Origin of the sequence: Cupriavidus taiwanensis LMG 19424 (assembly GCF_000069785.1) — a bacterium.
GTDB lineage: Bacteria > Pseudomonadota > Gammaproteobacteria > Burkholderiales > Burkholderiaceae > Cupriavidus > Cupriavidus taiwanensis.
Map to the genome: position 1 here is coordinate 2399314 of NC_010530.1, position 23684 is coordinate 2422997.

General features: G+C 68.0%; 20 protein-coding genes. 3 read left to right on the forward strand and 17 right to left on the reverse strand.

Going from position 1 to position 23684, the window contains the following annotated elements:
* Positions 1-84 precede the first annotated feature (84 nt).
* The 10 genes from RALTA_RS26235 to RALTA_RS26280 all read right to left on the reverse strand — a co-directional run bounded on the left by RALTA_RS26235 (position 85) and on the right by RALTA_RS26280 (position 10525).
* A complete protein-coding gene (locus tag RALTA_RS26235) occupies positions 85-1668 on the reverse strand; it encodes a sulfite reductase subunit alpha (protein ID WP_012357004.1) in 1584 nt (527 codons plus the stop codon).
* 11 nt (positions 1669-1679) lie between these two features.
* Positions 1680-2687 (reverse strand): FAD:protein FMN transferase, encoded by a 1008-nt coding sequence (locus RALTA_RS26240; protein ID WP_012357005.1) that lies wholly within the window; start codon positions 2685-2687, stop codon positions 1680-1682.
* Between the two features lie 14 nt (positions 2688-2701).
* Positions 2702-3541, reverse strand: coding sequence for a DUF4198 domain-containing protein (locus RALTA_RS26245; RefSeq protein WP_012357006.1), 840 nt, complete (start codon positions 3539-3541; stop codon positions 2702-2704).
* A 17-nt stretch (positions 3542-3558) separates the two neighbouring features.
* Positions 3559-4083 (reverse strand): DUF2271 domain-containing protein, encoded by a 525-nt coding sequence (locus tag RALTA_RS26250; protein WP_041232665.1) that lies wholly within the window; start codon positions 4081-4083, stop codon positions 3559-3561.
* 56 nt (positions 4084-4139) lie between these two features.
* Complete coding sequence (locus RALTA_RS26255) at positions 4140-4796, reverse strand: PepSY-associated TM helix domain-containing protein (RefSeq protein ID WP_012357008.1); 657 nt, start codon at positions 4794-4796, stop codon at positions 4140-4142.
* A gap of 328 nt (positions 4797-5124) precedes the next feature.
* Positions 5125-6093, reverse strand: a complete 969-nt coding sequence (locus tag RALTA_RS26260; RefSeq protein WP_012357009.1) for a Bug family tripartite tricarboxylate transporter substrate binding protein — start codon at positions 6091-6093, stop codon at positions 5125-5127.
* A 60-nt stretch (positions 6094-6153) separates the two neighbouring features.
* Entirely contained in the window at positions 6154-7494 is a 1341-nt protein-coding gene (locus RALTA_RS26265) for an NAD(P)H-dependent oxidoreductase (protein WP_012357010.1), read from the reverse strand.
* Between the two features lie 28 nt (positions 7495-7522).
* A complete protein-coding gene (locus tag RALTA_RS26270) occupies positions 7523-9217 on the reverse strand; it encodes an IlvD/Edd family dehydratase (RefSeq protein WP_012357011.1) in 1695 nt (564 codons plus the stop codon).
* Complete coding sequence (locus RALTA_RS26275) at positions 9210-10145, reverse strand: NAD(P)-dependent oxidoreductase (protein ID WP_012357012.1); 936 nt, start codon at positions 10143-10145, stop codon at positions 9210-9212. Before RALTA_RS26275 ends, RALTA_RS26270 begins: the two co-directional genes overlap by 8 nt.
* Entirely contained in the window at positions 10142-10525 is a 384-nt protein-coding gene (locus RALTA_RS26280; protein WP_012357013.1) for a VOC family protein, read from the reverse strand. The genes RALTA_RS26275 and RALTA_RS26280 overlap by 4 nt, the downstream gene beginning before the upstream one ends.
* Positions 10526-10659: 134 nt before the next feature.
* Here RALTA_RS26280 and RALTA_RS26285 point away from each other — a divergent pair, with 134 nt between their 5' ends.
* Complete coding sequence (locus RALTA_RS26285; RefSeq protein WP_012357014.1) at positions 10660-11574, forward strand: LysR family transcriptional regulator; 915 nt, start codon at positions 10660-10662, stop codon at positions 11572-11574.
* A 63-nt stretch (positions 11575-11637) separates the two neighbouring features.
* On the opposite strand, the gene chrA is transcribed toward RALTA_RS26285, so the two are convergent.
* Positions 11638-12861: a chromate efflux transporter gene (gene chrA, locus RALTA_RS26290; RefSeq protein WP_012357015.1), complete on the reverse strand. Its 1224-nt coding sequence runs from the start codon at positions 12859-12861 to the stop codon at positions 11638-11640.
* Positions 12862-13214: 353 nt separating this feature from the next.
* On the opposite strand from chrA, the gene RALTA_RS26295 reads away from it, so the two are divergent.
* Both RALTA_RS26295 and RALTA_RS26300 read left to right on the forward strand, forming a co-directional pair.
* Positions 13215-14768, forward strand: a complete 1554-nt coding sequence (locus RALTA_RS26295) for a methyl-accepting chemotaxis protein (RefSeq protein WP_012357016.1) — start codon at positions 13215-13217, stop codon at positions 14766-14768.
* 127 nt (positions 14769-14895) lie between these two features.
* Positions 14896-15147 (forward strand): GlsB/YeaQ/YmgE family stress response membrane protein, encoded by a 252-nt coding sequence (locus tag RALTA_RS26300; RefSeq protein WP_012357017.1) that lies wholly within the window; start codon positions 14896-14898, stop codon positions 15145-15147.
* Here RALTA_RS26300 and RALTA_RS26305 read toward each other — a convergent pair.
* The 6 genes from RALTA_RS26305 to cyoB all read right to left on the reverse strand — a co-directional run bounded on the left by RALTA_RS26305 (position 15120) and on the right by cyoB (position 23638).
* Positions 15120-18371: a transglycosylase domain-containing protein gene (locus RALTA_RS26305; protein WP_012357018.1), complete on the reverse strand. Its 3252-nt coding sequence runs from the start codon at positions 18369-18371 to the stop codon at positions 15120-15122. The genes RALTA_RS26300 and RALTA_RS26305 overlap by 28 nt on opposite strands.
* A 230-nt stretch (positions 18372-18601) precedes the next feature.
* Complete coding sequence (locus RALTA_RS26310) at positions 18602-19639, reverse strand: aldo/keto reductase (protein ID WP_012357020.1); 1038 nt, start codon at positions 19637-19639, stop codon at positions 18602-18604.
* Between the two features lie 64 nt (positions 19640-19703).
* Positions 19704-20567, reverse strand: a complete 864-nt coding sequence (locus RALTA_RS26315) for an SURF1 family protein (RefSeq protein ID WP_012357021.1) — start codon at positions 20565-20567, stop codon at positions 19704-19706.
* The gene (gene cyoD / locus RALTA_RS26320) at positions 20564-20971 is read right to left on the reverse strand and encodes a cytochrome o ubiquinol oxidase subunit IV (RefSeq protein WP_012357022.1); all 408 of its coding nucleotides are present in this window, start codon (positions 20969-20971) and stop codon (positions 20564-20566) included. Before cyoD ends, RALTA_RS26315 begins: the two co-directional genes overlap by 4 nt.
* Complete coding sequence (gene cyoC / locus RALTA_RS26325; RefSeq protein WP_012357023.1) at positions 20968-21642, reverse strand: cytochrome o ubiquinol oxidase subunit III; 675 nt, start codon at positions 21640-21642, stop codon at positions 20968-20970. Before cyoC ends, cyoD begins: the two co-directional genes overlap by 4 nt.
* A complete protein-coding gene (cyoB, locus tag RALTA_RS26330) occupies positions 21635-23638 on the reverse strand; it encodes a cytochrome o ubiquinol oxidase subunit I (protein WP_012357024.1) in 2004 nt (667 codons plus the stop codon). The genes cyoC and cyoB overlap by 8 nt, the downstream gene beginning before the upstream one ends.
* Positions 23639-23684: the final 46 nt, after the last annotated feature.

The following is a 23684-nucleotide window of genomic DNA, read 5'->3' on the forward strand; positions in this document are numbered from 1 at the left end:
GATAGTGCATGGCCGGCCGCGGCGCGAGTGCCGCGGCCGATCTCCGCACGCCGCGTGGCGTGCAGGTACCGCAGTCCTGGCTGCTCAGTAGACGTCGCGCCGGTAGCGGCCGTCGTCGGCCAGGCGGCGCAATGCGTCCTCCCCCAGGATCTCGGCCAGCGCGTCATGGACGCCGCCGGCCATGCCCTGCAGGCTGCCGCAGACATAGATGGCCGCGCCGTCGGCCACCCAATTCCGCACGCCATCCGCCTGCAGGCGCAGCGCGTCCTGCACGTAGCGCGGCGCGCCACCGTCGCGCGACCAGGCGTGGTCCACGCGTGCCAGCGTGCCGTCCGCAAGCCAGCTCGCCAGCTCCCCGGCAAAGAAGGCGTCGTGTTGCACCGAGCGCTCGCCGAACAGCAGCCAGTTGCGCCGCCGGCCGGCCGCGGCGCGGGCCTTGAGCTGGGCCCGCAGCCCGGCCAGCCCGGTGCCGTTGCCAACCAGGATCAGCGGCCGGTCGTCCGCCGGCGGATGGAAACTGCGATTGGTGCGGAGGCGCAGCGCGATGCGGCTGCCTACCGCCGCGTGTTCGGTCAGCCAGCCCGAGGCCAGGCCGAGGCGGCCGTCGTCGTGACGGGTCTGGCGCACCAGCAGTTCGAGCTGGCCGTCGCGCGGCAGCGAGGCGATCGAATACTCGCGATGCGGCAGCGGCGCCAGCGCATCCACCAGTTGCTGCGGCGCCAGTCCCTGCATCGCGGCAAAGTGCGGGTCGGGCAGCGGCAGGCGGGTGGCCAGGGCCGCGGCGAGGACAGTGTCGCGGCCATCGCAGCGCACCGGGGAGGCGCCATCCATGCCAAGCCGCGCCAGCAGCCGGTCGACCTCAGCCGGCGCGTGGCACGGGCCGATCTCGGCAATGTCGCCGGCCTGCCAGTCAAGGGCCGCCCCGTCCGGTGGCGTCAGCACCAGATGGAAGGCCGGCGCGCCCTGGCTGCCGGGGTTCAGGTGATGGCGCTGCGCCAGCCGCCAGTGTTCATAGCGCGGACGTTCCCAGTCGGCGATTTCGGCGCCGCCGCTCAGCGCTGACAGGTGGTTCTGCCAGTGGCGCAGCGCGCCGGCGTCGCCGTTGTCGACTTCGATCAGGTCGAACAGCGGCTGCGCGCGCTGGCGCTGCAGCCAGCCCTCGAGCGCATGGCCGAAGGCGCAGAAGCGCGCATAGCTGCTGTCGCCCAGCGCCAGGATGCCGTAGCGCAGCCGGTGCAGGCCATCGGCGCCCGCCAGCAGGCGGCGGGCGAAGCCCGAGGCGCTGTCGGGGGCATCGCCCTCGCCGGTGGTGCTGACCACGAACAACGCCTGGCGGCAGGCTTGCAGGCGCCGCCCATCGACCTCGGCCAGCGACAGCAGCTGCACCGGCATGCCCGCGCCCTGCAGCGCGGTGGCGGTCTGCAGCGCCAGCTGTTCGGCAAACCCGGTCTGGCTGGCATAGACCACCAGCGTCGCGCCGTCTTCCGTGCCGGAAAGCGCCGCCACCCTGGCGCGCCGCTGGCGGTGATGGGCCACCACCGCGCCGCAGAACCCCGCGTACGCGGCGGCCACGCCGGCGGCCATGGCCATGCGCGATGGTCCGAGCACGGACAACGCCACGCCGCCGGCCACGGCCAGCCAGCCGGCACTGGCAATGCGGGACGACATAGTGCTACCGCTCATGCCAGCATCGCGGCAAACGCCGGTGAAAGATGTTCGAGAAATCCGTTTGCGGTGCGCACCACGAAGCGCGCGGCAATGCCGAGGCGGCGCGCGTGCGCCATGCCGGCGTCCGGGCCCAGCACGGTCAGCGCGGTGGACAGCGCATCGGCCAGCATGCACTGCGGATGGATCACCGTGACCGAGGCCAGCGCGTGGCTGGCCGGATACCCCGTGCGCGGATCGATGGTATGGGCGTAGCGGCGGCCATCGCTGTCGAAGTAGCGCCGGTAGTCGCCAGAAGTGGCCACCGACAGCCCATGCAGCGCGACCAGCGTTTGCTGCGCGTCATCGCTGCCCCACCCCGGCGGCGCTTCCAGCGCGACCCACCACGGCATGCCGTCGGGCTTGACGCCATGGCCGCGCAGTTCGCCGCCGATCTCGGTCAGGTGGTGCTCCAGGCCCTGTTCGCACAGGTAGCGCGCCACCGCGTCGACGGCGAAGCCCTTGGCGATGGCGCAGAAGTCCAGCGCCACGCCGCCCGGCTGCCAGGCCCGCCGGCCCGCGGCATCGATCTCGATGCGGGCCCAGCCGCACCGGGCACGCGCGGCCTGGACGTCATCTGGCGACGGCGGCGCGCGGCGCGCCGGGGCCGGACCGAAGCCCCACAGGTCCACCAGCGGACCCGCGCTGGGGTCATAGGCGCCGCCGCTGTCGCGTGCCACCTGCAGCGCGGCTTGCAGCACCGCGAAGGCGTCTGCCGGCAAGGCGTGCCAGCTGCCCGAAGGCGCGCGGTTGAAGCGGCTCAGGTCGGAATCCGCTTCCCAGTTGCTCATCTGCGCGATCACGCGCCCGAGCACGGCCCGGATGCCCGCACCGATGGCGCCGGCATCCGCATCCGGCGGCAACAGCGCCGCCACCGACCAGCTCGTGCCCATGGTGGGCCCGCCCCAGCGCTGCAGGCGCGCCCCGGCGGCGGGCGGACTGGGTGGCGCGCTCAGCGCAACGGGTACCAGGACGCGGTTCACACCCGGCAACCGGCTTACTGCGGCAGCACTTCCAGCGTCACCGCATAGACGGCGCGGCGCGACCTGGCCTGCTTGAAGGTGGTCTTGTCGTCCTTCACTTCGGCTTCCATCCAGTACATGCCCGGGGCCGGCCACTTGACGCTGAACTTGCCCTCGGCGTCGGTGGTGGCGCTGAACTCCTGCAGCTGGTCGCGGTAGCGGATGCCGCCCGGCACCACCGCCACCTTCAGGTTGCTCGCGGGCTTGCCGTCGAGCAGCAGGCGGAAGCTGGCGGTGTCGCCGGCGACCAGGTCGTTCGGATGCGTGATCGGCGCCAGCTCCAGGCCGCGGCCGACGGTGCGCAGGCCCTTGTCGCTGGGCTTGCCGGCGGTGACGAACGATTCGATGCGGCCTTCGGCCTGCGTAACCTGCAGGTCCTGCGCGTTGGCCGGGATCGCGCCGGCGAAGGTCTCGGCGGTGCCGCGCCAGCGCTTGGGCTGGCCGTCGACCTTGTAGCTGGCGAACAGGCCGTTGTTGACCACGGCCACGCGATAGGTGCCCGGCTGGGTCAGGTGCAGGTCGAAGGTGCTGCGGTACTTGCCGGTGGCCGCGTTCTCGGCCTTGACGGCGCTGCCATCCGGGGCGGTCACCTGCAGGTTGTCGAGCCGCATCGGCACGTGCTCGAAGTAGAACAGGTCGTTCGAAACCGCGGCATCGACGGTCACCCACGGATCGCTGCCGGACAGCACGGTGGCGGACGGCAGCAGCCACTGGCGGTGCGCGTGGGCGGCCAGCGGCGCCAGCGCGGCCAGGGCCAGCAAGGCGGCGCGCACAGCGAGGCGGGAAGAGGCGGCGGACATCAGGGAAGGTTTCATGGTCAGGCTCCGAAAGGTCAGGGCTTCAGTTCGACGGTCACGCCGCCGAGTTCGTGTTCGCCCTTGGCGCGGGCGGTCTGTGCGGATTGCGGCGGCCAGGTGAACGGCACGCGCAGCAGCTCGCGCCCGCCCACTTCCCGCGCGGCCTCCACCACCAGCTGGTAGTTGCCGGCGGGCAGCTTGCCCAGCGGGGTCTTGCCGTCGCTGAAGCTGACGCTGTGCTCGCCCGGCGCGCGCGTGGCGCCCGAGATGCCGTCGGCCGGCATGTGCAGGTCGCGGCCGGCCTTGCGCCACCACTGGCGCATGTCCTTGAGCCACTTGGTGCCCTCGCCGTCCTTGAGCTTGCCGTCGTACCAGACCGCCAGGGTCTGCACCGGGCTCTGGTCGGCGCGCTCGACCCACATGGCCACATAGGGCCGGTGGTATTCGGCCACGCTCAGGCGCGGGATATCGACCTTGACGTTCAGGTCCGCAGCCAGCGCGGGGCCGGCCAGCGGCACGGCGGCCATGCCGGTCAGGGAGACGGAAAGCAGTCGGCGCATATCGGAGAAACCTCGTCAGTGAGATGCAGGAAGAAGATCGGCTCGATCGCCGCCGATCAGTGGATAAACAGGATCGCCAGCAACAGCGGCACCGCCAGCCCCAGCCCCACCAGCGGCCAGGTCGCCACGCGCCCGCCCGCATGCAGCTTGAGCAGGAACAGGCCGGTCACGCAGAACACCAGGCACGCCAGCGCGAACGCGTCCAGGAACAAACTCCACGCCGCGCCGGTGTTGCGGCCCTTGTGCAGGTCGTTCAGGTACGAGATGGCGCCGCGCGAGGTGTGCTCGTACTGCGCCTCGCCGCTGTCGAGGGCGATGCTGACCCAGGCGTCGCCGCCCGGGCGCGGCAGCGCCACGTAGATTTCGTCGGCGGACCATTCGGCCTCGCGCCCGCCGGCATCGACCTGCAGCGACTGCGCCAGCCAGTCGGCCAGCACCGCCGGCACCGGCGCCCGGGTTTCGCTGGCCTGGCCAGCGCCGGACGGGGCCGCGGCCCGAACCTTGTCGAGCACGCGCGTGGGCACGGTGGCCTGCCGCGTCTGCACGGCGGGCCTGGCCTCGATCTGGCCGGCGTGGTTCAGCGTGAAGCCGGTGACCGCGAACAACAGCATCCCGATCAGGCAGATCGCGGAACTGATCCAGTGCCACTGGTGGAGATGCTTGAGCCAGAAGGCGCGGCGCTGCTGGCCGGCGGCCGGCTGGGTGTCGGTCATGACGGGGGATCGGCAGGCGCGGCCGGTACGGGCCGCGCCCGGTGTTGCCTGCATATGGGTAGCGGGAGCCCCCCCTGGAACGCTCACACGGCGTCAAGATGTGCCATTGTCGGCACAAGGAGGTGCGGAAGAGAGAAGGATAATCGTTCGCATTTGAAAGTGCAAACGGTCGGCGTGCGGGGCGGATTACAGCGCGTTACAACGTGAAGCTGCGGTGTCGGCCCCGCCGTCCTGATCGCCAGGACGCTGCCAGGCTGCGTCACGCGGGCACTCCGCTGCCCGGGTACGGGATACGCCATCCCCCCAGCGCTGGCGGCCGGAGTTGTCCTTATTCGGCCGTGATGTTTCCGTCTTTGATCACCTTTGCCCACGACGCTAGCTCCTGCAAGACAAACTTGTCCAGGGCTGCCGGGTCCATGTAGGCAGCGAATCCGCCCTGCTCTTCGATCTTCCTGCGGTAGTCCGCGCTCCCGGCAATCCTCTTTATCGAAGCGGAAAGCTTGTTGATCACGTCAGGCGGCGTTCCTGCAGGCGCAAAGACGGCAAACCATGATTCGACCTGATAGCTGGCCAACCCGGCTTCCGCGGCAGTCGGCACGTCGGGCATGGAGGGATGGCGCGCCGGCCCCGTGTAGGCAAGCGCCTTGATCTTTCCGGCCTTTACCTGCCCGATGACTGAAGGCGGCGTGGTCACGAACATATCCACCTGGCCTCCGATCAGGTCACTGACTACGGGCCCCGCGCCCTTGTACGGGACATGGGTCACAGGCACGCGCGCCTGCTTGCCGAACATGACCCCGGCAATGTGCTGGATGGAACCGTTGCCTGATGACGCATAGAAAAGGCCGCGGTTGTCCTTCTTGCCGAATGCGATCAGCTCCTTGAGGTTCTGCGCGGGAATTTTCCCGCTGACCGCCACCACGTGCGGGGCCCGCATCACCAGCGCAACCGGTGCGAAGTCCCTGGGCTTCCAGCGCGCTTGCGGGAACAGCGCAGGATTGCCGACGTGATATCCGGAGTACTGCATCAGCAGCGTGTAGCCGTCTGGCTTGGCACGCGCGACCGCTTCAGTGCCGATATTCCCGCTGGCGCCGGGCCGGTTCTCGATAACGACAGGTTGCCCGAGGTCTTTTGCGAGTTGCTCGCCGATGAGCCGCGCGACAATGTCCGTCGACCCTGCGGGTGCGCTCGGGACAATCATCGTGACCGGCTTGTTCGGATAGGCATCTGCGGCAAACGTCGGCAATGCCGCCGCCAGAACCACCGCCGTCGCCGCGGCTTTCATGCTCCTGTTCATCCTTGTCTCCTGGGTTTCTGATGGCCGGGATGAAGGGCATCCCGGCCGGATATCGGCCTGTTACTTCTGGAACAGTGCTTCCATTTCCTTGCGCACACGGTAAGCGGGCAGCTCCGCGTCAATCACAACGTCGTCCCAGGTCAGGGACTGGTCCTTGCGAACATCGCGGCGCAGCTTAAGGTGATGAGCCAGGCCCAGTGGCAGACTGCCAACGCGAAGCGACTCCCGGGCCGGAAACAGCTTGCCGAACACGGTGTAGCCGCCTTCGCCGTCGAGCATCTCACCCGCCTTCAGGTCGCGCTTCGCGGTCGCAACGACGTCGGCGTTGAAATGCCGGCCCGCACCCGTCGGTTCGCGGCGCAAGCCCACGCTCGCTACGGAGATGCCAAGTTCCAGGCCAATGAGGTGCCACTTCTTGTACTGCACCATGCAGCGGCCATCGGGGTCGGTGAACACCTGGTACTCCCTGAAGCAGCGCCGGATGTAATCCGTCGGCGCTTCGACGCAGACCCAGACCCCCTTGCGGATGTCGTACCCAACCGGGGAACCGTCCGGATTCAGCGAAGACACGACATCGACCACGCCCTTGGCCGACAGGACGCCGCCGTCCGACTGAAGACGCATGACCGTCGGGATCTTCTCCACAGACGCCGGCGCAAAGGTAATACCTTCGGCCTGGACCTGGAGACCGGTGGCATTGGCGATGGCGGCGCTCTCGATCGCGGGCTTGGACCCATCGAGGAAAGCGTTGAACATCTTTGGGTTCATTCCGCCAACGCGCGCCTGCTCGGCGGTGACGCCCCAATGGTCCCAAACGGTATCCGGCGTCGATTCGCGGAACTCTGGCAGCCACTTGTGACCGCGGCCGGCGGCAATGATGGGAAAGCCGCAGGTTCGTGCCCAGTCGACGAGTTCGCATGCCAGGCCCGGCTGGTCGCCGTAGGCCAGCGAATACACCACACCTGCTTCCCGAGCGCGATGAGCCAGCAGCGCGCCGCAGAACGCATCGGCTTCGACGGTCACGTTGATCACATGCTTGCCGTGCCCGAATGCCGCCAGGCAATGGTCAACCGCTGCAATCGGATTGCCGGTGCATTCGATGATGATGTCGATGGCAGGGTGGGCAACCAGCGACTGCCAGTCTTCACCGACGTGGGTCGCGCCGGTGCGCAACGCGTCATCCAGCGACGCCGCCCGGGCGCGGCCGGCTTCCCAGCCGACGCGTTCGAGGCTGGCGTGCGCGTTTGCCGGCACCAGGTCAGCGATGCCGACCATATGCACACCTGGTGTACGGGGCACTTGCGCCAGGTACATCGCGCCAAATTTGCCAGCGCCGATGAGACCGACGCGCACGGGCTTACCCTGCTCGGCGCGTGCGAGCAGCTGGGGATAGAAGTTCATGGAGGAATCCGGTCAGGTTGAGATAGCGTCAGCCGCGGGGCCGGGCAAGAAAATCGAGGTCGCAACCATCGGGCGCCTGCAGCACGGTGCGCTGATAGAGCTCCTGGTAACCGCCACGCTTCTGCGGTACCGGCTGGCGTTGCGCAAGGCGACGTGCAATGTCTTCGGGCTCGACCAGCAGGTCGATGGTTTTCCTCGACACTGACAGGCGAATCCGGTCGCCGTTGCGTACGGCTTCCAGTGGTCCGCCCGCTGCGGCTTCAGGCGATACGTGCAGCACGATGGTCCCGTAAGCGGTACCGCTCATGCGCGCATCCGAGATCCGGACCATATCCTTGATCCCCGCCCTGGCGAGTTTCGACGGAATCGGCAGGTATCCCGCCTCCGGCATACCGGCGGCAAGCGGCCCCGCATTCTTCAGCACCAGGATGTCGTCCGCGGTGACGTCCAGCTCCGGCGCGTCAACCCGCGCGGCCAGGTCTTCCAGGCTTTCGAAGACGACGGCACGGCCTTCCTTCTCGAACAGGGACGGCGTGGCGGCTGCGCGCTTGAAGATGGCGCCGTCCGGAGCCAGGCTGCCGTGCAGTGCAATCAATCCCCCCACAGGGCTTACCGGCTCGTCAAACGAACGGATGACTTTGCGGTCGACCCACCCCGCCGGCTCGTCCAGCCGTTCCCGCAGGGTGCGCCCATCGATGGCCAGGCAGTCGAGATTGAGGAGCGGGCGCAGTTCCCGAAGGACGGCGCCCATGCCACCGGCGGCGTGGAAGTCTTCCATGTAGCCTTCGCCTACCGGCTTCAGGTCCACCAGCACCGGAGTTTCGTCGGAAATCTCGTTAAGGCGCTGCGGACTGATGCGAATGCCAAGGCGCCCGGCAACGGCCGTCAAATGGATGATGGCGTTGGTCGAGCCGCCCAGCGCCATGAGCACGCGAAAAGCGTTCTCGACCGCTGGTTCCGTCATGACTTGCGATGGCAGGACAGGCGAATGGGCCAGACGTACAGCCGCCTTGCCACTCTCCTCGGCTGCAACGAGACGCTGCGAATCGACGGCTGGAATGGCGGCGGTGCCGGGCAGCGACATGCCGAGCGCTTCGGCGATGCACGCCATCGTGCTGGCCGTGCCCATTACCGCGCAGGTGCCGGCGGTCGTGGCCAGGCGCGTTTCCACCGTCTGGATTTCGCCTTGATCGATCTCGCCCGCACGGAACTTGCCCCAGAAACGGCGGCAATCCGTACAGGCGCCCAGACGCTCGCCCTTGTGACGGCCCGTGGACATCGGACCGGTCACCAGTTGAATCGCCGGGCGATTTGCCGATGCGGCGCCCATCAGTTGCGCCGGCACGGTCTTGTCACAGCCGCCGATCATCACCACGGCGTCCATCGGCTGGGCACGGACCATTTCCTCGACGTCCATCGACATCAGGTTTCGGTAGACCATGCTGGTGGGGTTGAGGAACACCTCGCCCAGCGACACGGTTGGGAACATGCGCGGCAAACCACCCGCAGCGAGCACCCCGCGGGACACTGCTTCGACGAGCTGGGGCATATAGCGGTGGCAGTTATTGAAGTCGCTCGGGGATGCGGCAATGCCAATCACCGGCCGGGACAGAAGCTCCCCCGAAATGCCCATCGAATGCGCCATCGAGCGGCGCAGATAGCGCGCGAAATCGCGGTCGCCATAGTTGGTCAAGCCGTTGTCCAGACCAAGTGGTTCAGCCATGTTGCTTCTCCGTATAAGGTGCCGCGGCGCTGAACTGCACGGCGAGCATGTCTTCAAAGAATCGCGTCATCGCGCCCTTGTCGCTGGTGCCGTGGCCAGCCAGCAGGCTCATCTGATAGGTTGCGGTCGCGGCGGCAAGCACCGGCATGGGAATGCAATGCCTCGCGCCAAGCTCCGCGGCACTGACCAGGTCCTTGTACGCGGCATTGAGCGGATAGCCGTCGCTGAAATGGCGCCCAAGGATGCGTGGCAGAAAAAACTCCGACGCGTAGCTGCGTCCGGTTCCGCTGTTGATCACCGACGCAACCTTCTCCGGGTCCAGGCCCATGCGGCGCGACATGGGAAGAATTTCCGCGAGGGCCGCACAGTGGATGTCGAAGAGCAACTGATTGACCAGCTTGGCCAATTGCCCGCTTCCGGCCTCGCCCATGTAGAGGATGTTGTTGCCAAGACGTTCAAGCCATGGCTTCACGGCCTCGAACGTCCTGGCAGCGCCGCCGCACATGACGGTCAGCGTGCCAGCCTCTGCGCGCGACTGCATGCCCGAGACCGGCGCATCCAGGAATTCGATGCCAGCCGCGCGCAGGCGCGCATGGATGTCCATCGTGGCGCCATGCTCGATGGTGCTGGTATCGACGACGATGGACCCGGGACGAAGATGCGACGCCAGGCCGCCATCGCTGAACAGCACTTCGAGTACGGCTGCAGTGCCTGGCAGGCTCAGAAACACGATATCGGCGCCAGCCAGCCCGGCCACGCCGTCGATCGTCCTGGCGCCGGCGGCGTGGAGCTCAGGATAGGCGTCCCGGACCTTGGAGGTCACAAGCAGGTCGGTATCGTCGTGAGCGAGGTTCAACGCCATCGGCTTGCCCATCTGGCCGAGGCCGACGAAGCCGACGATGGTGCGTGGGGTGCTTGCTGCGCTCATGCCTCGGCCCGTTCGGAAATTTCGATCAGATTCAGATCGGGGTCGCGCAGATAGATGGAGCGAATGCGGTAATTCGCGCCAGTGCGGGCTACCGGTCCTTCGATGATGGTTGCGCCGCGGGCATGCAACCGCTGGATGACATCATCCAGCGGCATCGACGCGATAAAGCACAGGTCCAGGGCACCCGGCACCGGCAGGTGAGCCTTTGGCTCGAACTCCCTGCCTTTCACATGCAGATTGATTTTCTGCTCGCCGAACTTGAACGCTTTACGGCCTTCGCCAAAGGTTTCCAGGCGCATGCCGAGCAGACCAACGTAAAAGTCGACGCACGCCTCTTCGTCGTGGGTGGTCAGGACGAGATGGTCCAGATGGTGGATCATGGGTGTCTCCTTCTTGCAATTCCGCGAACGGACCCACTGTATGCGGTTGAAGGGACGAGGCGGAATTCCTGATTTCGCATGGTTCCTTCGCGTTCTGCGAAGGGAAGGGCCCACCCTCTTGCTATGATGTCGGCATGTCCCAGGACCTTATCAATCCCGCGCGCGTCGATTTCGTCACGCTGAGGCTCTTCTGTGCTGTCGCCCAGACCGGCAGCATCACGAAGGGGGCGGAACGATGCAATCTGGCCCTGTCGGCCGCCAGCCGCCGCATCTCTGACTTCGAAGTCGCCTCCAGGGCAGTGCTGATGGAAAGGACAGCACAGGGTATCCGGCTGACTCCTGCCGGGCACGTGGCTCTGCAACATGCCATGCGGCTGTTCCAGGGCTTCGAGCTGTTCAGCAATGAACTCAGCGAGTATTCGAGCGGTTCGCGCGGACACGTACGACTGTGGGCGAACATGTCAGCGCTGGTGGAGTTCCTGCCGTCCGCGCTGGAGCGCTTCCTCCATCTTTACCCCGAGACCCGCGTTGAGGTAGAGGAGCAGCTAAGCGGTGATATCGTGCGCGCACTGGTGGAAGGGGTTGCGGACGTTGGCATATTTGTCGAAGGCGCCCCCACCCATGGGCTTGACGTGCGTCCGTTTCGGACCGACCGTCTGGTGGTCCTCTGCTCAAAGGCTCACCCCCTGGCGGCGGTCGAGGACACCGACTTCCGGAGCTGCCTCTCCTACGATTTCGTAGGCCTGAACCGCGGCAGCTCGTTGCTGAACACCATCGCCGGTGCTGCGCATGACATCGGCTTTCCCTTGCGACTGCGCGTCCAGGTCCGGAGCTTCGATGCCATGACGGAAATGATTGCCTCGAACCTGGGCATCGGCGTGCTGCCGCTAGGCGCGTGCTACCGCAAGCTTGAGCCGATGGGGCTGAAGGCGGTCCGGCTGGTGGACGCCTGGGCGGAAAGACAACTGCTCATTGCCACGAGTGCGACCCGGCCCTTGTCCGGCTCCGCCACGCTACTCGTCGAACACCTGGGCAAGCCGGCGGACTGACACCGTTGTCGCAGCCATGCTGCGACGCTGCATGCCGGCGCAAGGTCCGCCGCCGTTGGCGCCTCAAACCATCGCCGCCACCGCCCACCCGGCCGCGCCGCTGGCCACCACCACCAGCCACGGCGGCAGCCGCCACCGCATCAGCGCCACCAGCGCCAGGGCGACCAGCACGATGTCCAGCGGCCCCTGAACCGCGCTGGTCCACACCGGATGCCACAGCGCCGCCAGCAGCAGCCCGACCACACCGGCGTTGATGCCGGCCAGCGCGGCCTGGGCGCGCTGGTTGCGGCGCAGGCTTTCCCAGAACGGTAAGGCGCCCAGCACCAGCAGCGCGCCGGGCAGGAAGATGGCCAGCGTGCACAGCAGTCCGCCGGCAATGCCGGTGGGCGGGTTCTGCATGGCCGCGCCCAGGAACGCAGCGAAAGAAAACAGCGGCCCGGGCATGGCCTGCGCCGCGCCGTAGCCGGCCAGGAAGGCTTCCTTGCCCACCCAGCCGGGCGTCACCACGGCGGCATCCAGCAGCGGCAACACCACGTGTCCGCCGCCGAAGACCAGCGCGCCGGCACGGTAAAAGGCATCGAACACCCGCACCGCCGGGTTGGCGGCCCACTTTGCCAGCAGCGGCAGGCCTGCCAGCAGCGCGGCAAACAGGGCCAGCGCCAGCATGCCGCCGCGGTGGCTTACCGGCAGGCGCAGGGGTTCATGCGCGCCGCCCGGCACCGGCCGCAGCAGGGCCATGCCGGCGACCGCCGCGGCGGCCATCAGGGCCACCTGCGCCAAGGGTCCCGGCCACGCCAGCACTGTGCCCGCTGCCATCAGCATGATGGCGATGCGCACCGGGCCGATGCACAGGCTTCGCGCCATGCCCCACACCGCCTGCGCCACCACCGCCACCGCCACCAGCTTCAGCCCGTGCAACATGCCGGGCGCGGCTGCCATGCCGTAGTGCGTCACCCCCAGCGCGAACACGATCATGATTAGCGCCGACGGCATCGTAAAACCCAGCCACGCCGCCAGCGCGCCGCCGTAGCCGGCACGCGCCAGCCCCAGCGCGATGCCGGTCTGGCTGCTGGCCGGTCCGGGCAGGCACTGGCACAGCGCGACCACGTCGGCATAGGCCGCCTCGCTGAGCCAGCCGCGCCGGCGCACCAGGTCCTCGCGGAAATACGCCAGGTGCGCCACCGGGCCGCCGAACGAGGTCAGCCCCAGCCGAAGGAAGATCAGGAAGACGGCAAGCGGCCCGTCGTGGCCGCGGGTGTGGTCGGAAGCGCTGGGCGAGGTGGCCATGGGTGGTTGCATGCAAGCCGGGGCGGCGGAGGACAGCGCAGATTCTGACCGATTTTGGTTGCCGGGTCGGCAAAAAAGCGAGGCAGGGACCACGCCTGGCGCATCTGCCGTCGACGGGAAGGGCTGTATCGCGCACAAAGCCGGCGCAGCCTTTTTCAACCGAACAACCATACGGCCAGTGTGGCGAAGCTACCTCAATCAAGTTACATCCGCTTTGCGCCGTTATGCCGCAGGACGCACCCGCCGCCGGCCCTTGTCCCCATGCTGGCCCGCCACCCCCGTCAACCGGCGTGGCACGGCGATGCGCATCACCGATGAGAAGCGTAAAGCGCGAAGAAGGAGGAGTGGAAGCGATGCTGCACAACCTGAGCCTGAAGAAAAAACTGTTGCTGCCGCTGGTGCTGAGCTGGGTCTGCCTGCTCGGCATCACGCTGTGGAACGCGTGGCACATCCGCACGCTGCGCATGGAGGAGCGCAGGCTTGACCTGGCTCACGTGACCGACACCGCGGTGTCCGTGGTGGCCGAGTACGAGGCCTTGGCCAAGGCCGGCAAGCTGCCCGCCGAAGAGGCCAGGCAGCAGGCGATCGAGCGGGTGCGCGCGATGCGCTTTGGCGCCGACGGCTATTTCACGCTGATGCGCTCCGACACCGTGGTGTTGATGCACCCGTTCAAGCCGGAAATGAACGGCAAGGCGATGGAAGGCATGAAGGACCCCAACGGCGTCTACCTGTTCCGCGACATCGCCGCGATCGGCAAGGGCCCGGGCAAGGGCTTCGTCGAATACCTGTGGCCCAAGCCGGGCGCGGAGGCGCCGCAGCCGAAGCTGAGCTACGTGGCCAACTTCCGCCCGTGGGACTGGAACTTCATCGCCGGACTGTACCTGGACGACATCGAGGCGGCATTCCGCCAGGAGTTGTGGAAGGCGCTGGGCCTGCTGCTGGCAGTGGGTGCGCTGATGTCGCTGGTGATGGTGCGGGTGTCGGCCAGCCTGCAGCGCCAGCTGGGCGGCGAGCCGGCCACCACGGCACAGATCGCCGGGCGCATCGCCGAAGGCGACCTCGCCAGCCAGGTTGCGGTGCGCGCCGGCGACGAGCACAGCGTGCTCCACGCCATGCACCGGATGCAGTCGCGCCTGACCGGCGCGATCGGCAGCATCCGCGGCTCGGCCGATTCGATTGCCGGCGCGGCCAAGCAGATTGCCGCCGGCAACGCCGACCTGTCGCGCCGCAGCGAGGAGCAGGCCGCGTCGCTGCAGGAAACCGCGGCCAGCATGGAGCAGCTCACCAGCACCGTGCGCCAGAGCGCCGAGAACGCGCGCCAGGCCAGCCACCTGGCCGAGGGCGCCTCGGACATCGCCGTGCGCGGCGGCGCCATCGTCAGCCAGGTGGTCGAGACCATGGGCGAGATCAAGAGCGCCTCGGGCAAGGTGGTCGACATCATCGGCGTGATCGAGGGCATTGCCTTCCAGACCAATATCCTGGCCCTCAACGCGGCGGTCGAGGCGGCTCGCGCCGGCGACCAGGGCCGGGGCTTCGCGGTGGTGGCCGGCGAGGTGCGCACGCTAGCCCAGCGCAGCGCCACCGCGGCCAAGGAAATCAAGGCGCTGATCGGCAACTCGGCGCAGCGCGTGGAAGACGGCGCGGTGCTGGTCGAGAACGCCGGCAAGGCGATGGGCGAGATCGTCGACGCGGTCAAGCGGGTGACCGACCTGATGGGCGAAATGCGCGCCGCCACCGAGGAGCAGACCGGCGGCATCGAGCAGGTCAACCAGGCGGTGTCGCAGATGGACCAGATGGCCCAGCAGAACGCCGCGCTGGTGGAACAGGCCGCGGCCGCCGCCGCGTCGCTGGAAGACCAGGCCGAGGCGCTGCACCGCGCCGTGGGCCAGTTCCGCCTGGCGGCCTGAGCGGCGCCCCCCCCCGCGCGCGCCCTCCGCCTGGCGTGCCTGCGTGTATGATGAAGCGAAGCTGGCCGCACAGGCGGCCGGCCCAGTGCATCAGACCGTTACCGCAGACCACTGACAGGAGCGCACCATGATGGCATTCATTGGCACCGTGTTCGTTGGCCTTATCGTCGGCCTGATCGCCAGGGCGGTAAAGCCCGGCGACGACAAGCTGGGCTGGATCATGACCATCATCCTGGGCATCCTGGGCTCGGTGGTGGCAGGCTATGTCGGCCGCGCGCTGGGCTGGTACCAGCCCGGTGAGCCCGCGGGCTGGATTGCCTCGGTGGTCGGCGCCATCGTGCTGCTGGTGATCTACGGCATGGTGCGCCGCAAGGGCTGACTGGCGCGGCGCACCGCGGCGGCGTCGTGCGCGTCGGCCAGCTTCGGCGTGTCCGGCGCGGGCGCCGATCCGTCGGCGCCGGCCGGCGCGGGCGAGGGCCCGGCCGCGGCCTGGCCCGCAGGCAACGGCGCAGCGGGCGCGCCCTCGGTCAGCGTCGGCGCGCGCGGGGCACGCAGGCCCGGCGAGGTATCGCGGCAACGCAGCAGGGCGCGGTCGCCGCCTGGCGCCATCGACGAAATCTGCGGCGCGATGGCGCGCAGCACCCTGACTGCCAGCGCACTGGTATAGCTGTAGCGCGCCGCATAGGGTTCTCTCGCGTTGACCACCACGGTGCCGAAGAAGCGGTCGCCCAGCGTAAACACGAAGGTCGCCGAGCGGTTCACCGAGCGCGATGCAATCAGCCGCCCGCCGCGGCCGTAGACCTGGAAGCGCTGGTCTCCGGTGCCGGTCTTGCCCGCCACGGCCAGCGTGGCGCCATCGCGGCCCGGCACGGTGAAGGCGCCCCGGATCGACTTGGCGGTGCCGCGTTCGACCACATCGAGCATCGAGCGCCGCACCACCACGGTCAGCTCTTCCGGCAGCAGGCGCTTGCCCGGACCGGGCTGCAGCACGTAGCGCGTCGCGTAGGGAGTCCCGTCGGCAAAGGCGAAGCTGTGCACCGCGGCATTCTGCGTGGCCGTGCCACCTGAAAGCAGGATGCCCACCAGCTCCGCCAGCGCGGCCGGGCGGTCGCCGGCGGCGCCGATGGCACTGGCATACGAGGGCGTGAGCGAGTCGAACGGATAGCCCAGCCGCTGCCAGCGCCGGGCAATGTGCGTAAAGGCGTCCTGCTCCAGCAGCGTGCGGATGCGGTTATCCTGGCCGGCCTTGCTGCGCGTCTTGAACAGCCACTTGTACACCTCCTGGCGCTCGGCGGCGCTGGCGCGCAGGACTTCCGACAGCGTGGCGTCGGGGTGCTGGTCCAGATACTCCACCATCCACAGCTCCAGCGGATGGATCCGGGACAGGTAACCGCGGTCGTTCAGGTTGAACTTGTCCTTGCCGTACTTGCGGTAGAGCGCCGGCAGGTCTTCCTTGGCCAGCTGCTTGTCGCCCAGGCGTGCGCGCATGATGCGGACATAGCTTTCCTCGTCGAGGTGCGGCCGTGCGCTCAGCAGCGTCACCGACATGCGCACCGCGTTCAGATGGGGCAGCGTCATGCGCACCCGGCCCAGCAGCGTGTCCAGCCGTTGCTCCGAATTCTTGCCACGGTAGTGCTTGTAGAAGCCGGCCATGTAGGCGCTGCCTTCCTGGTCGGCGAAGCGCTCCAGGTACTCGCGCCGGCCTGGCGCGTTGCGGTCCTCGAACAGGTCGCCCATGTCCGGCTTGGCATGGAACATCTCGTAGCGCACGATGTCGCGCATCATGCGGATGAACACCAGGTTGACCGAGTGCTGAAAGCCCACGCGCACGGTCATGATGCGCTCACCTTCCCAGCGCTCGAAGTTGGTAAAGCTCTGCAGGCCGCCGCCGGTGTAGAAGCCTTCACCCGCGCTGCCTGAGTACTTGCGTTCCATGGCGGCCTCGAGCATCGCCATCAGCTGGCGCTCGGCGGGCTTGCGCGCCTTGGCCAGGTAGTCGACCGCCCAGCGGCTGAGCGCGTCCTGCCGCGCCAGCCGCACGCCGGCCAGTTCGGCGCTGGTCATGCCGGCATAGCGCGCATGCAGTTCGCTGATGATCTCCAGGTACGTCACCAGCGTGCGCAGCTTGGCGGTGGAGCCCAGGTTCAGGCGCGCGCCGCTGTTGATGTCGAACGGCTGGTCGATATTGTCGGCCTGGATCCGCACCACGCTGGCATTGCCGACGCGCTCGTACAGCGTGAAGCTGGCCATCAGCTTCGACGGGTCGTCGTTATCGCGCAGCAGGTTATGGCCATACAGCCCCATGGCGCGCGCGTCGGCCTTGTTGTTCACGCGCTGCAGCGTGTCGACGACGATGCGTTGCGCCTCGCGGTTGATGGTGCTGTCCACGGTCAGGTCGAGCCGGTCCATGTCGTAGCGGCTCTCGACCCCGGTCAGCCGGCTGATGTCGGCGCGCACGCGGTTGACGGCCTTGCGCGTGACAAAGGGCTCCTGCGGCGGGCGCTGCGGCGCCGACGCCTTGTCCAGCGGCTGCGCCAGCGCCGCGTCGCGCAGCTCGGCGGTGATGATGTTGTTGGCCGCCATCAGGCGCAGGTAGCTGCCGGTCAGCGCATCCAGGTTGGTGTCGTCGCGGCGCAGGTGGTACGACGGGCGGCGCTGCGAGATGATCAGCGACAGCGCCCGCTTGAAGGCCTGCGCCTGGCGCGGATCGGGCGCGCGCTGGTCCAGCTCCTTGAGCAGCCGGTTGACCTCGGCGAAATCCTCGCCGTACCAGACCCACAGCGCATCGCCGATGCCGTTGATCTCGCCGAAGCCGGCACGCGCCGACAGCGGCACGGTATTCAGGTAGTCGACCACGATGCGCTCGCGCGCGCGCTGGGTGTCGGGGCCGTCCAGGTAGGCGCGCAGCGATGCCGACGCCATCTGCCGGAATTTTTCCGGGATCGAAGCGGTACGGCCTTCGGGCGAGTGCCGGTATTTCTCGATCTGCGTCGCCAGCGTGCTGCCGCCGGGCGCGTCGTGCGACTTGTCGGCGAGCCGGATCATCTGGTCCAGCACCGCGCGCGACAGCCGGCGCCAGTCCAGCGCCGGGTTCATGTTGGGGTATTCCGGATTGAGCAGGCCCTGGTTCTCGACGTACAGCAAGGTGCTCACCAGCACCGGCGGCACCGCGCCGAAATCAGGGTACTGGCGCTGCGGGTAGCGCTCGAATGCCAGCGTCAGCCCGTTGCAGTCGCGCAGCAGCAGGCCCGCCTGGTTCTTTTCGCGATAGGGCGTGAACAGGCCCTCGTCGATCAGCCGCACCATGTCGGGCGACATGCGCGCCTGTTCGGCCGGCACGTAGCCGCGCTGCTCCAGCCGCTGCGCGAACAGCGGCAGCCTGCCGTAGCCCATGCGGGCGTCGTAAGGTCCGGAATGCGGGAAGCGGATGCTGTCGCTTCGGCCCGGCTGGATCTCGAACGTCAGCCGCTGGCCCAGGCTGCCGATCAGCCGCGCCTGCCAGTGCGAGTTGCGCACCTCGCTTGCGACAACGCTATAGACGACATAGGCGCCGCCCGTGAGGGCGACCGCCAAGCCAGCGAAAATCCAGCCACGACGCGACACGTTTGGGCTTCCTTGATGGGCCAGCGCAGTGCGCGCGCCGGCTCGAAGCGCGGTGTTTTCGCGGTGCGCGCTTCACGCACGCCCGCCTGTCTTGATATTAGTAGGAGTCGCGCCCGCGTGCATCAAGCACGCGCGCGCGACGCGCGCCGTTGCAGGCGGGCGTCACTTCAGGCAGCGCCTGCGCCACTTGCCGAGCGTTCCCCAGGCGTCCAAAAAGGCCGGATGCCGGATTATCGGCCAGCCGCCGCACCGCCGACGGGACGTCCGATCAGCGGATATCCCGGATCGTTGTAGCCCGGCGTCGAGGCATGGCCCGGCGACACCAGCGCATCGATCATCGCCTCCTCCTCGGGCGTGATCGCGGCACCGAGCGCGCCGAAGTAATCCTCGAACTGGGCCAGCGTGCGCGGGCCGGCGATCACCGACGAGACGATCGGGTTGGCCAGCACCCAGGCCGTGGCGAACTGGCCGGGGGTCAGCCCGCGCGCCTCGGCATGGGTCTTGAGCTGTTGGGCGATGACCAGCGATTCCTCGCGGAACTCCGTCTCCATCATGCGGCGGTCGGCGCGGCCGGCGCGCGTGCCCTCGGCCGGCGCCTGGCCGGGCGCGTACTTGCCGGTCAGCACGCCGCGGGCCACCGGGCTGTAGGGCACCACGCCCAGCCCGTAGTGCTGGCACGCGGGCAGGATTTCCACCTCGGGCAGCCGGTTCAGCAGGTTGTAGTACGGCTGGCACGCCACCGGACGCGGCACGCCCAGCTCGCCGCACAAGCGCGCGATCTCGGCGATGCGCCAGCCACGGAAGTTCGACACCGCCCAGTAGCGGATCTTGCCGCTGCGCACCAGGTCGCCCATGGCACGCACCGGCTCCTCCAGGTTGGCGCCGGGATAGTCGCGATGCAGGTAGAGGATGTCGATATAGTCGGTCGCCAGCCGGTGCAGGCTGTCCTCGACCGCGCGCGTGATCCAAACGCGCGAGTAGTGCCCGTGGTTGGGCGCCGAGTGCATGGCGTTGCCGAGCTTGGTGGCCAGTACCCAGTCGTGGCGGTTGGCGGTCAGCAGGCGCCCGACCATCTGCTCGGACGCACCCTTGCTGTACACATCGGCGGTGTCGATAAAGTTCACGCCGTGGTCGCGCGCGCTGGCGACGATGCGGCTGGCCTCGGCCTCGTCGGTCTGGTCGGCGAACATCATGGTGCCCAGGCACAGCGCCGAGACGCGCAGGTTGCTGGCGCCGAGGCGGCGGTACGGCATGGACAGGTCAGGCATGGCGGCTCCTTTGGTGGGACAGCCTACATTGTGCCGCCACCCGGCCGGGCTTGCCGGCGCGGCGTCAGGCGCCCGGGTCGTGCGGGGCCGGACCGGAGGCGCGGCGCACGCCGCGGCGCTTGCGGTATTCCTCGCGCCCCACGTACGCCGCCGCGGCGGCCACCATCAGCGCCAGCCCGTACCAGGTAAGGGCGTAGCCAAGATGATTGTTGCTGAAGGCGGTCACCGTCAGCCCGCCCACGGGCCAGGCCTGGGGGTCCGCCCCGGCCGGCGGCGGCACCGCCGCGGCGTCGATGAAATACGGCGCGACCTGGTTTCCATCCAGGCCGCGGCGCGCGGCGATCGCCGCCACGTCGCGCGAGAACCACTGGTCGCGGGCTGCGTCATTGTGGCGCAGCAAGCCGTTGCCCGGCTCGCTCATGCGCAGCAGGCCGACCACTTCGCTGGTGCCGCTGCCGGCGGGGGCCACGCGCGCACGAAACGGCTCGGCGACGAAACCGCGGTTGACCAGCACGGTGCTGCCGTCGGCCAGCCGCAGCGGCGTCATCACCCAGTAGCCGCCACCCTGCTCGGTCACGGCCTGCACCAGGGTCTGGCGGTCGTCGAGGAAGGTGCCGCTGGCGCGCACGCGCCGGTATTCGGCATTGGCCCGGGTCAGCCCCGCCCACTGGGCGGGCGCGGGCGCCGCCACTGGCGCAGCATGGACGCGCTCCGCCACCTGCGCGATCAGGCCCAGCTTCCAGGCACGGCGCTCGACCTGCCAGTTGCCCAGCGCCACCAGGCCGGCAATGGCCGCCGCGGCGAACAGCGCCAGTGCCGTCAGCCAGACGGTCGGCAGCGGGCGCGGGGATTCGGGAACGCCCCTGGCGGCGTTGGCAGGGCGCGCATTTTCGACCGGCGCGGCGCGGTCGTCGGTGGAACCGGTCAAGGCAAGGTCTTGGTGGTATGCATGCCCGGCATCATATTGGAATTCAGGTGGAACATCACCCACAGCGTGCCGGTGAGCGTGATCACCACCAGCACCAGCGTGAAGATCAGCGCCAGCATGTTCCAGCCGCCCTCCGACCTGGCGTTCAGGTGCAGGAAGTAGATCATGTGCACCACGATCTGCACCGCGCCCAGCGCCAGCAGCACCATCGCGGTGGTGGAGGACTGCTCGAACACCCGGCCCATCACCAGCCAGAACGGGATCGCGGTCAGGATCACCGACAGCACGAAACCGGTCACGTAGCCGCCGAGCGAGATATGGATCTCGCTTTCGCCGTGTCCGTGGTCGTGGCCGCTTGCGGGCCCATGTCCGTGGGCCGCAAGCGTGTCGTCGTGCGCGCTCATGGCAGCACTCCCATCAGGTAGACAAAGGTAAAGACGCCGATCCAGACCACGTCCAGGAAGTGCCAGAACATCGACAGGCACATCAGGCGGCGCCTGTTCTCCGGGATCAGCCCGTGGCGGCGCAGCTGCGACACCAGCGTGACCAGCCACACGATGCCGAAGGTCACATGCAGCCCGTGGGTGCCGACCAGCGCGAAGAACGAGGTCAGGAAGCCGCTGCGCTGCGGCCCGGCGCCCTCGCCCACCAAGTGCGCGAACTCGTAGATCTCGACGGCAAGGAAGGCCGCGCCCAGCAGGCCGGTCACCGCGAGCCAGCCCTGCGTCGGCCCCAGCCGGCCGCGCTGCGCCTCCAGCATGGCAAAGCCATAGGTGATCGAAGACAGCAGCAGGAACGAGGTGTTCAGCGCCACCAGCGGCAGGTCGAACAGCTCGGCGCCGGAAGGCCCGCCCGCGTAGTTGCGGCCCAGCACGCCGTAGGCGGCGAACAGGCACGCAAAGACCAGGCAGTCGCTCATCAGGTAAAGCCAGAAACCGAGCAGCGTGCCGTTGGGCACGTGGTATTCCTCGGTCATGTAGAAGCGCAGCGCGGCCGGCTGCGCAGGCGCGTGCTGCGGCGGCGCCTCGTGCGGGCGGGCACCCTCGGCGGTAAAGGGGGCGAAGGTATCAGCCATGGCTGCCCAGCAGCGCGCTGCGCTCTGCCTCCGTGCGGTGGACCGTGTCGGCCGGGATATAGAAGTCGCGCTGGTAGTTGAAGGTATGGCCGATCGCGGTGACGATCGTGGCGAAGAAGGCCAGCGCCGCCAGCCACCAGATATGCCAGATCAGCGCGAAGCCGCACAGCGTGCTGAGCCCGGCCAGGATGATGCCCGCGCCGGTGTTCTTGGGCATATGGATCGGGATGAAGCCGTGCTCGGGGCGCTGGTAGCCATGCGCCTTCATCTGCCACCAGGCATCGTTGTCGTGCACCACCGGCGTAAAGGCAAAGTTGTACGGCGGCGGCGGCGACGAGGTGGACCATTCCAGCGTGCGGCCGTCCCAGGGATCGCCGGTGACGTCGCGCAGCGACTCGCGGCGCAGGAAGCTCACCACCAGCTGCACCAGGAAGCAGCCGATGCCCAGCGCAATCAGCAGCGCGCCCACGCCGGCAAGCTGGAACCAGATCTGCAGCGAGTGGTCCTCGAAATGGCTGACGCGCCGGGTCACCCCCATCAGCCCGAGAACATAGAGCGGCATGAACGCCACGTAGAAGCCGACCAGCCAGAACCAGAACGAGCATTTGCCCCAGAACGGGTCCAGCTTGTAGCCGAAGGCCTTGGGAAACCAGTAGGTGATGCCGGCCATCAGCCCGAACAGCACGCCGCCGATGATCACGTTATGGAAATGCGCGATCAGGAACAGGCTGTTGTGCAGCGAGAAATCGGCCGGCGGCACCGCCAGCAGCACGCCGGTCATGCCGCCGATCACGAACGTCACCATAAACCCCACGGTCCACAGCATCGGCACCTCGAAGCGGATGCGCCCGTGGTACATGGTGAAGAGCCAGTTGAACAGCTTGGCACCCGTGGGGATCGAGATGATCATGGTGGTGATGCCGAAGAACGAGTTCACGCTGGCCCCCGAGCCCATCGTGAAGAAGTGATGCAGCCACACCAGGTACGACAGCACCGTGATCACCACCGTAGCATACACCATCGAGGCATAGCCGAACAGGCGCTTGCGGCAGAAGGTGGCCACCACCTCGGAGAACACGCCGAACACCGGCAGGATCAGGATGTAGACCTCGGGGTGGCCCCAGATCCAGATCAGGTTCACGTACATCATGGCGCTGCCGCCAAGGTCGCTAGTGAAGAAGTTCATGCCCAGGTAGCGGTCGACCGCCAGCATCGCCAGCGCCGCGGTCAGTACCGGGAACGCGGCGATGATCAGCACGTTGGTGCACAGCGCGGTCCACGTGAAGATCGGCATGCGCATCAGCGTCATGCCCGGCGCGCGCATCTTGACGATGGTCACCAGCAGGTTGATGCCGGACAACAGCGTGCCCACCCCCGCCACCTGCAACGACCACAGGTAGTAATCGACGCCAACGTCCGGACTCTGCAGGATGCCGGACAGCGGCGGATAGGCGAGCCAGCCGGTGCGCGCGAATTCGCCGACGAACAGCGACATCATCACCAGCACCGCGCCGCCCACCGTCATCCAGAAGCTGAAGTTGTTCAGGAACGGAAACGCCACGTCGCGCGCGCCGATCTGCAGCGGCACGACAAAGTTCATCAGGCCGGTGACCAGCGGCATGGCGACGAAGAAGATCATGATCACGCCGTGCGCGGTGAAGATCTGGTCATAGTGGTGCGGCGGCAGGTAGCCCAGGTTGTCGCCAAAGGCAATGGCCTGCTGGATGCGCATCATGACCGCGTCGGCAAAGCCGCGCAGCAGCATCACGATGCCGAGGATCATGTACATGATGCCGATGCGCTTGTGATCGATGCTGGTGAACCACTCGCGCCACAGGTAGCCCCACTTGCCGTAGTACGTGACCCCGCCGGCCAGCGCCAGCCCGCCGAGCGCCACCACCGCGAAGGTAGCGATCAGGATGGGCTCATGCAGCGGGATGGCCTCCCAGCTCAGTCGACCGAAGAGTTGCGTGGCGAGTTCGGATCGCTCCGGCATGTGGGTCTCCAGGACAACAATGGCGTACTAGGTCACGGTCTTTCGC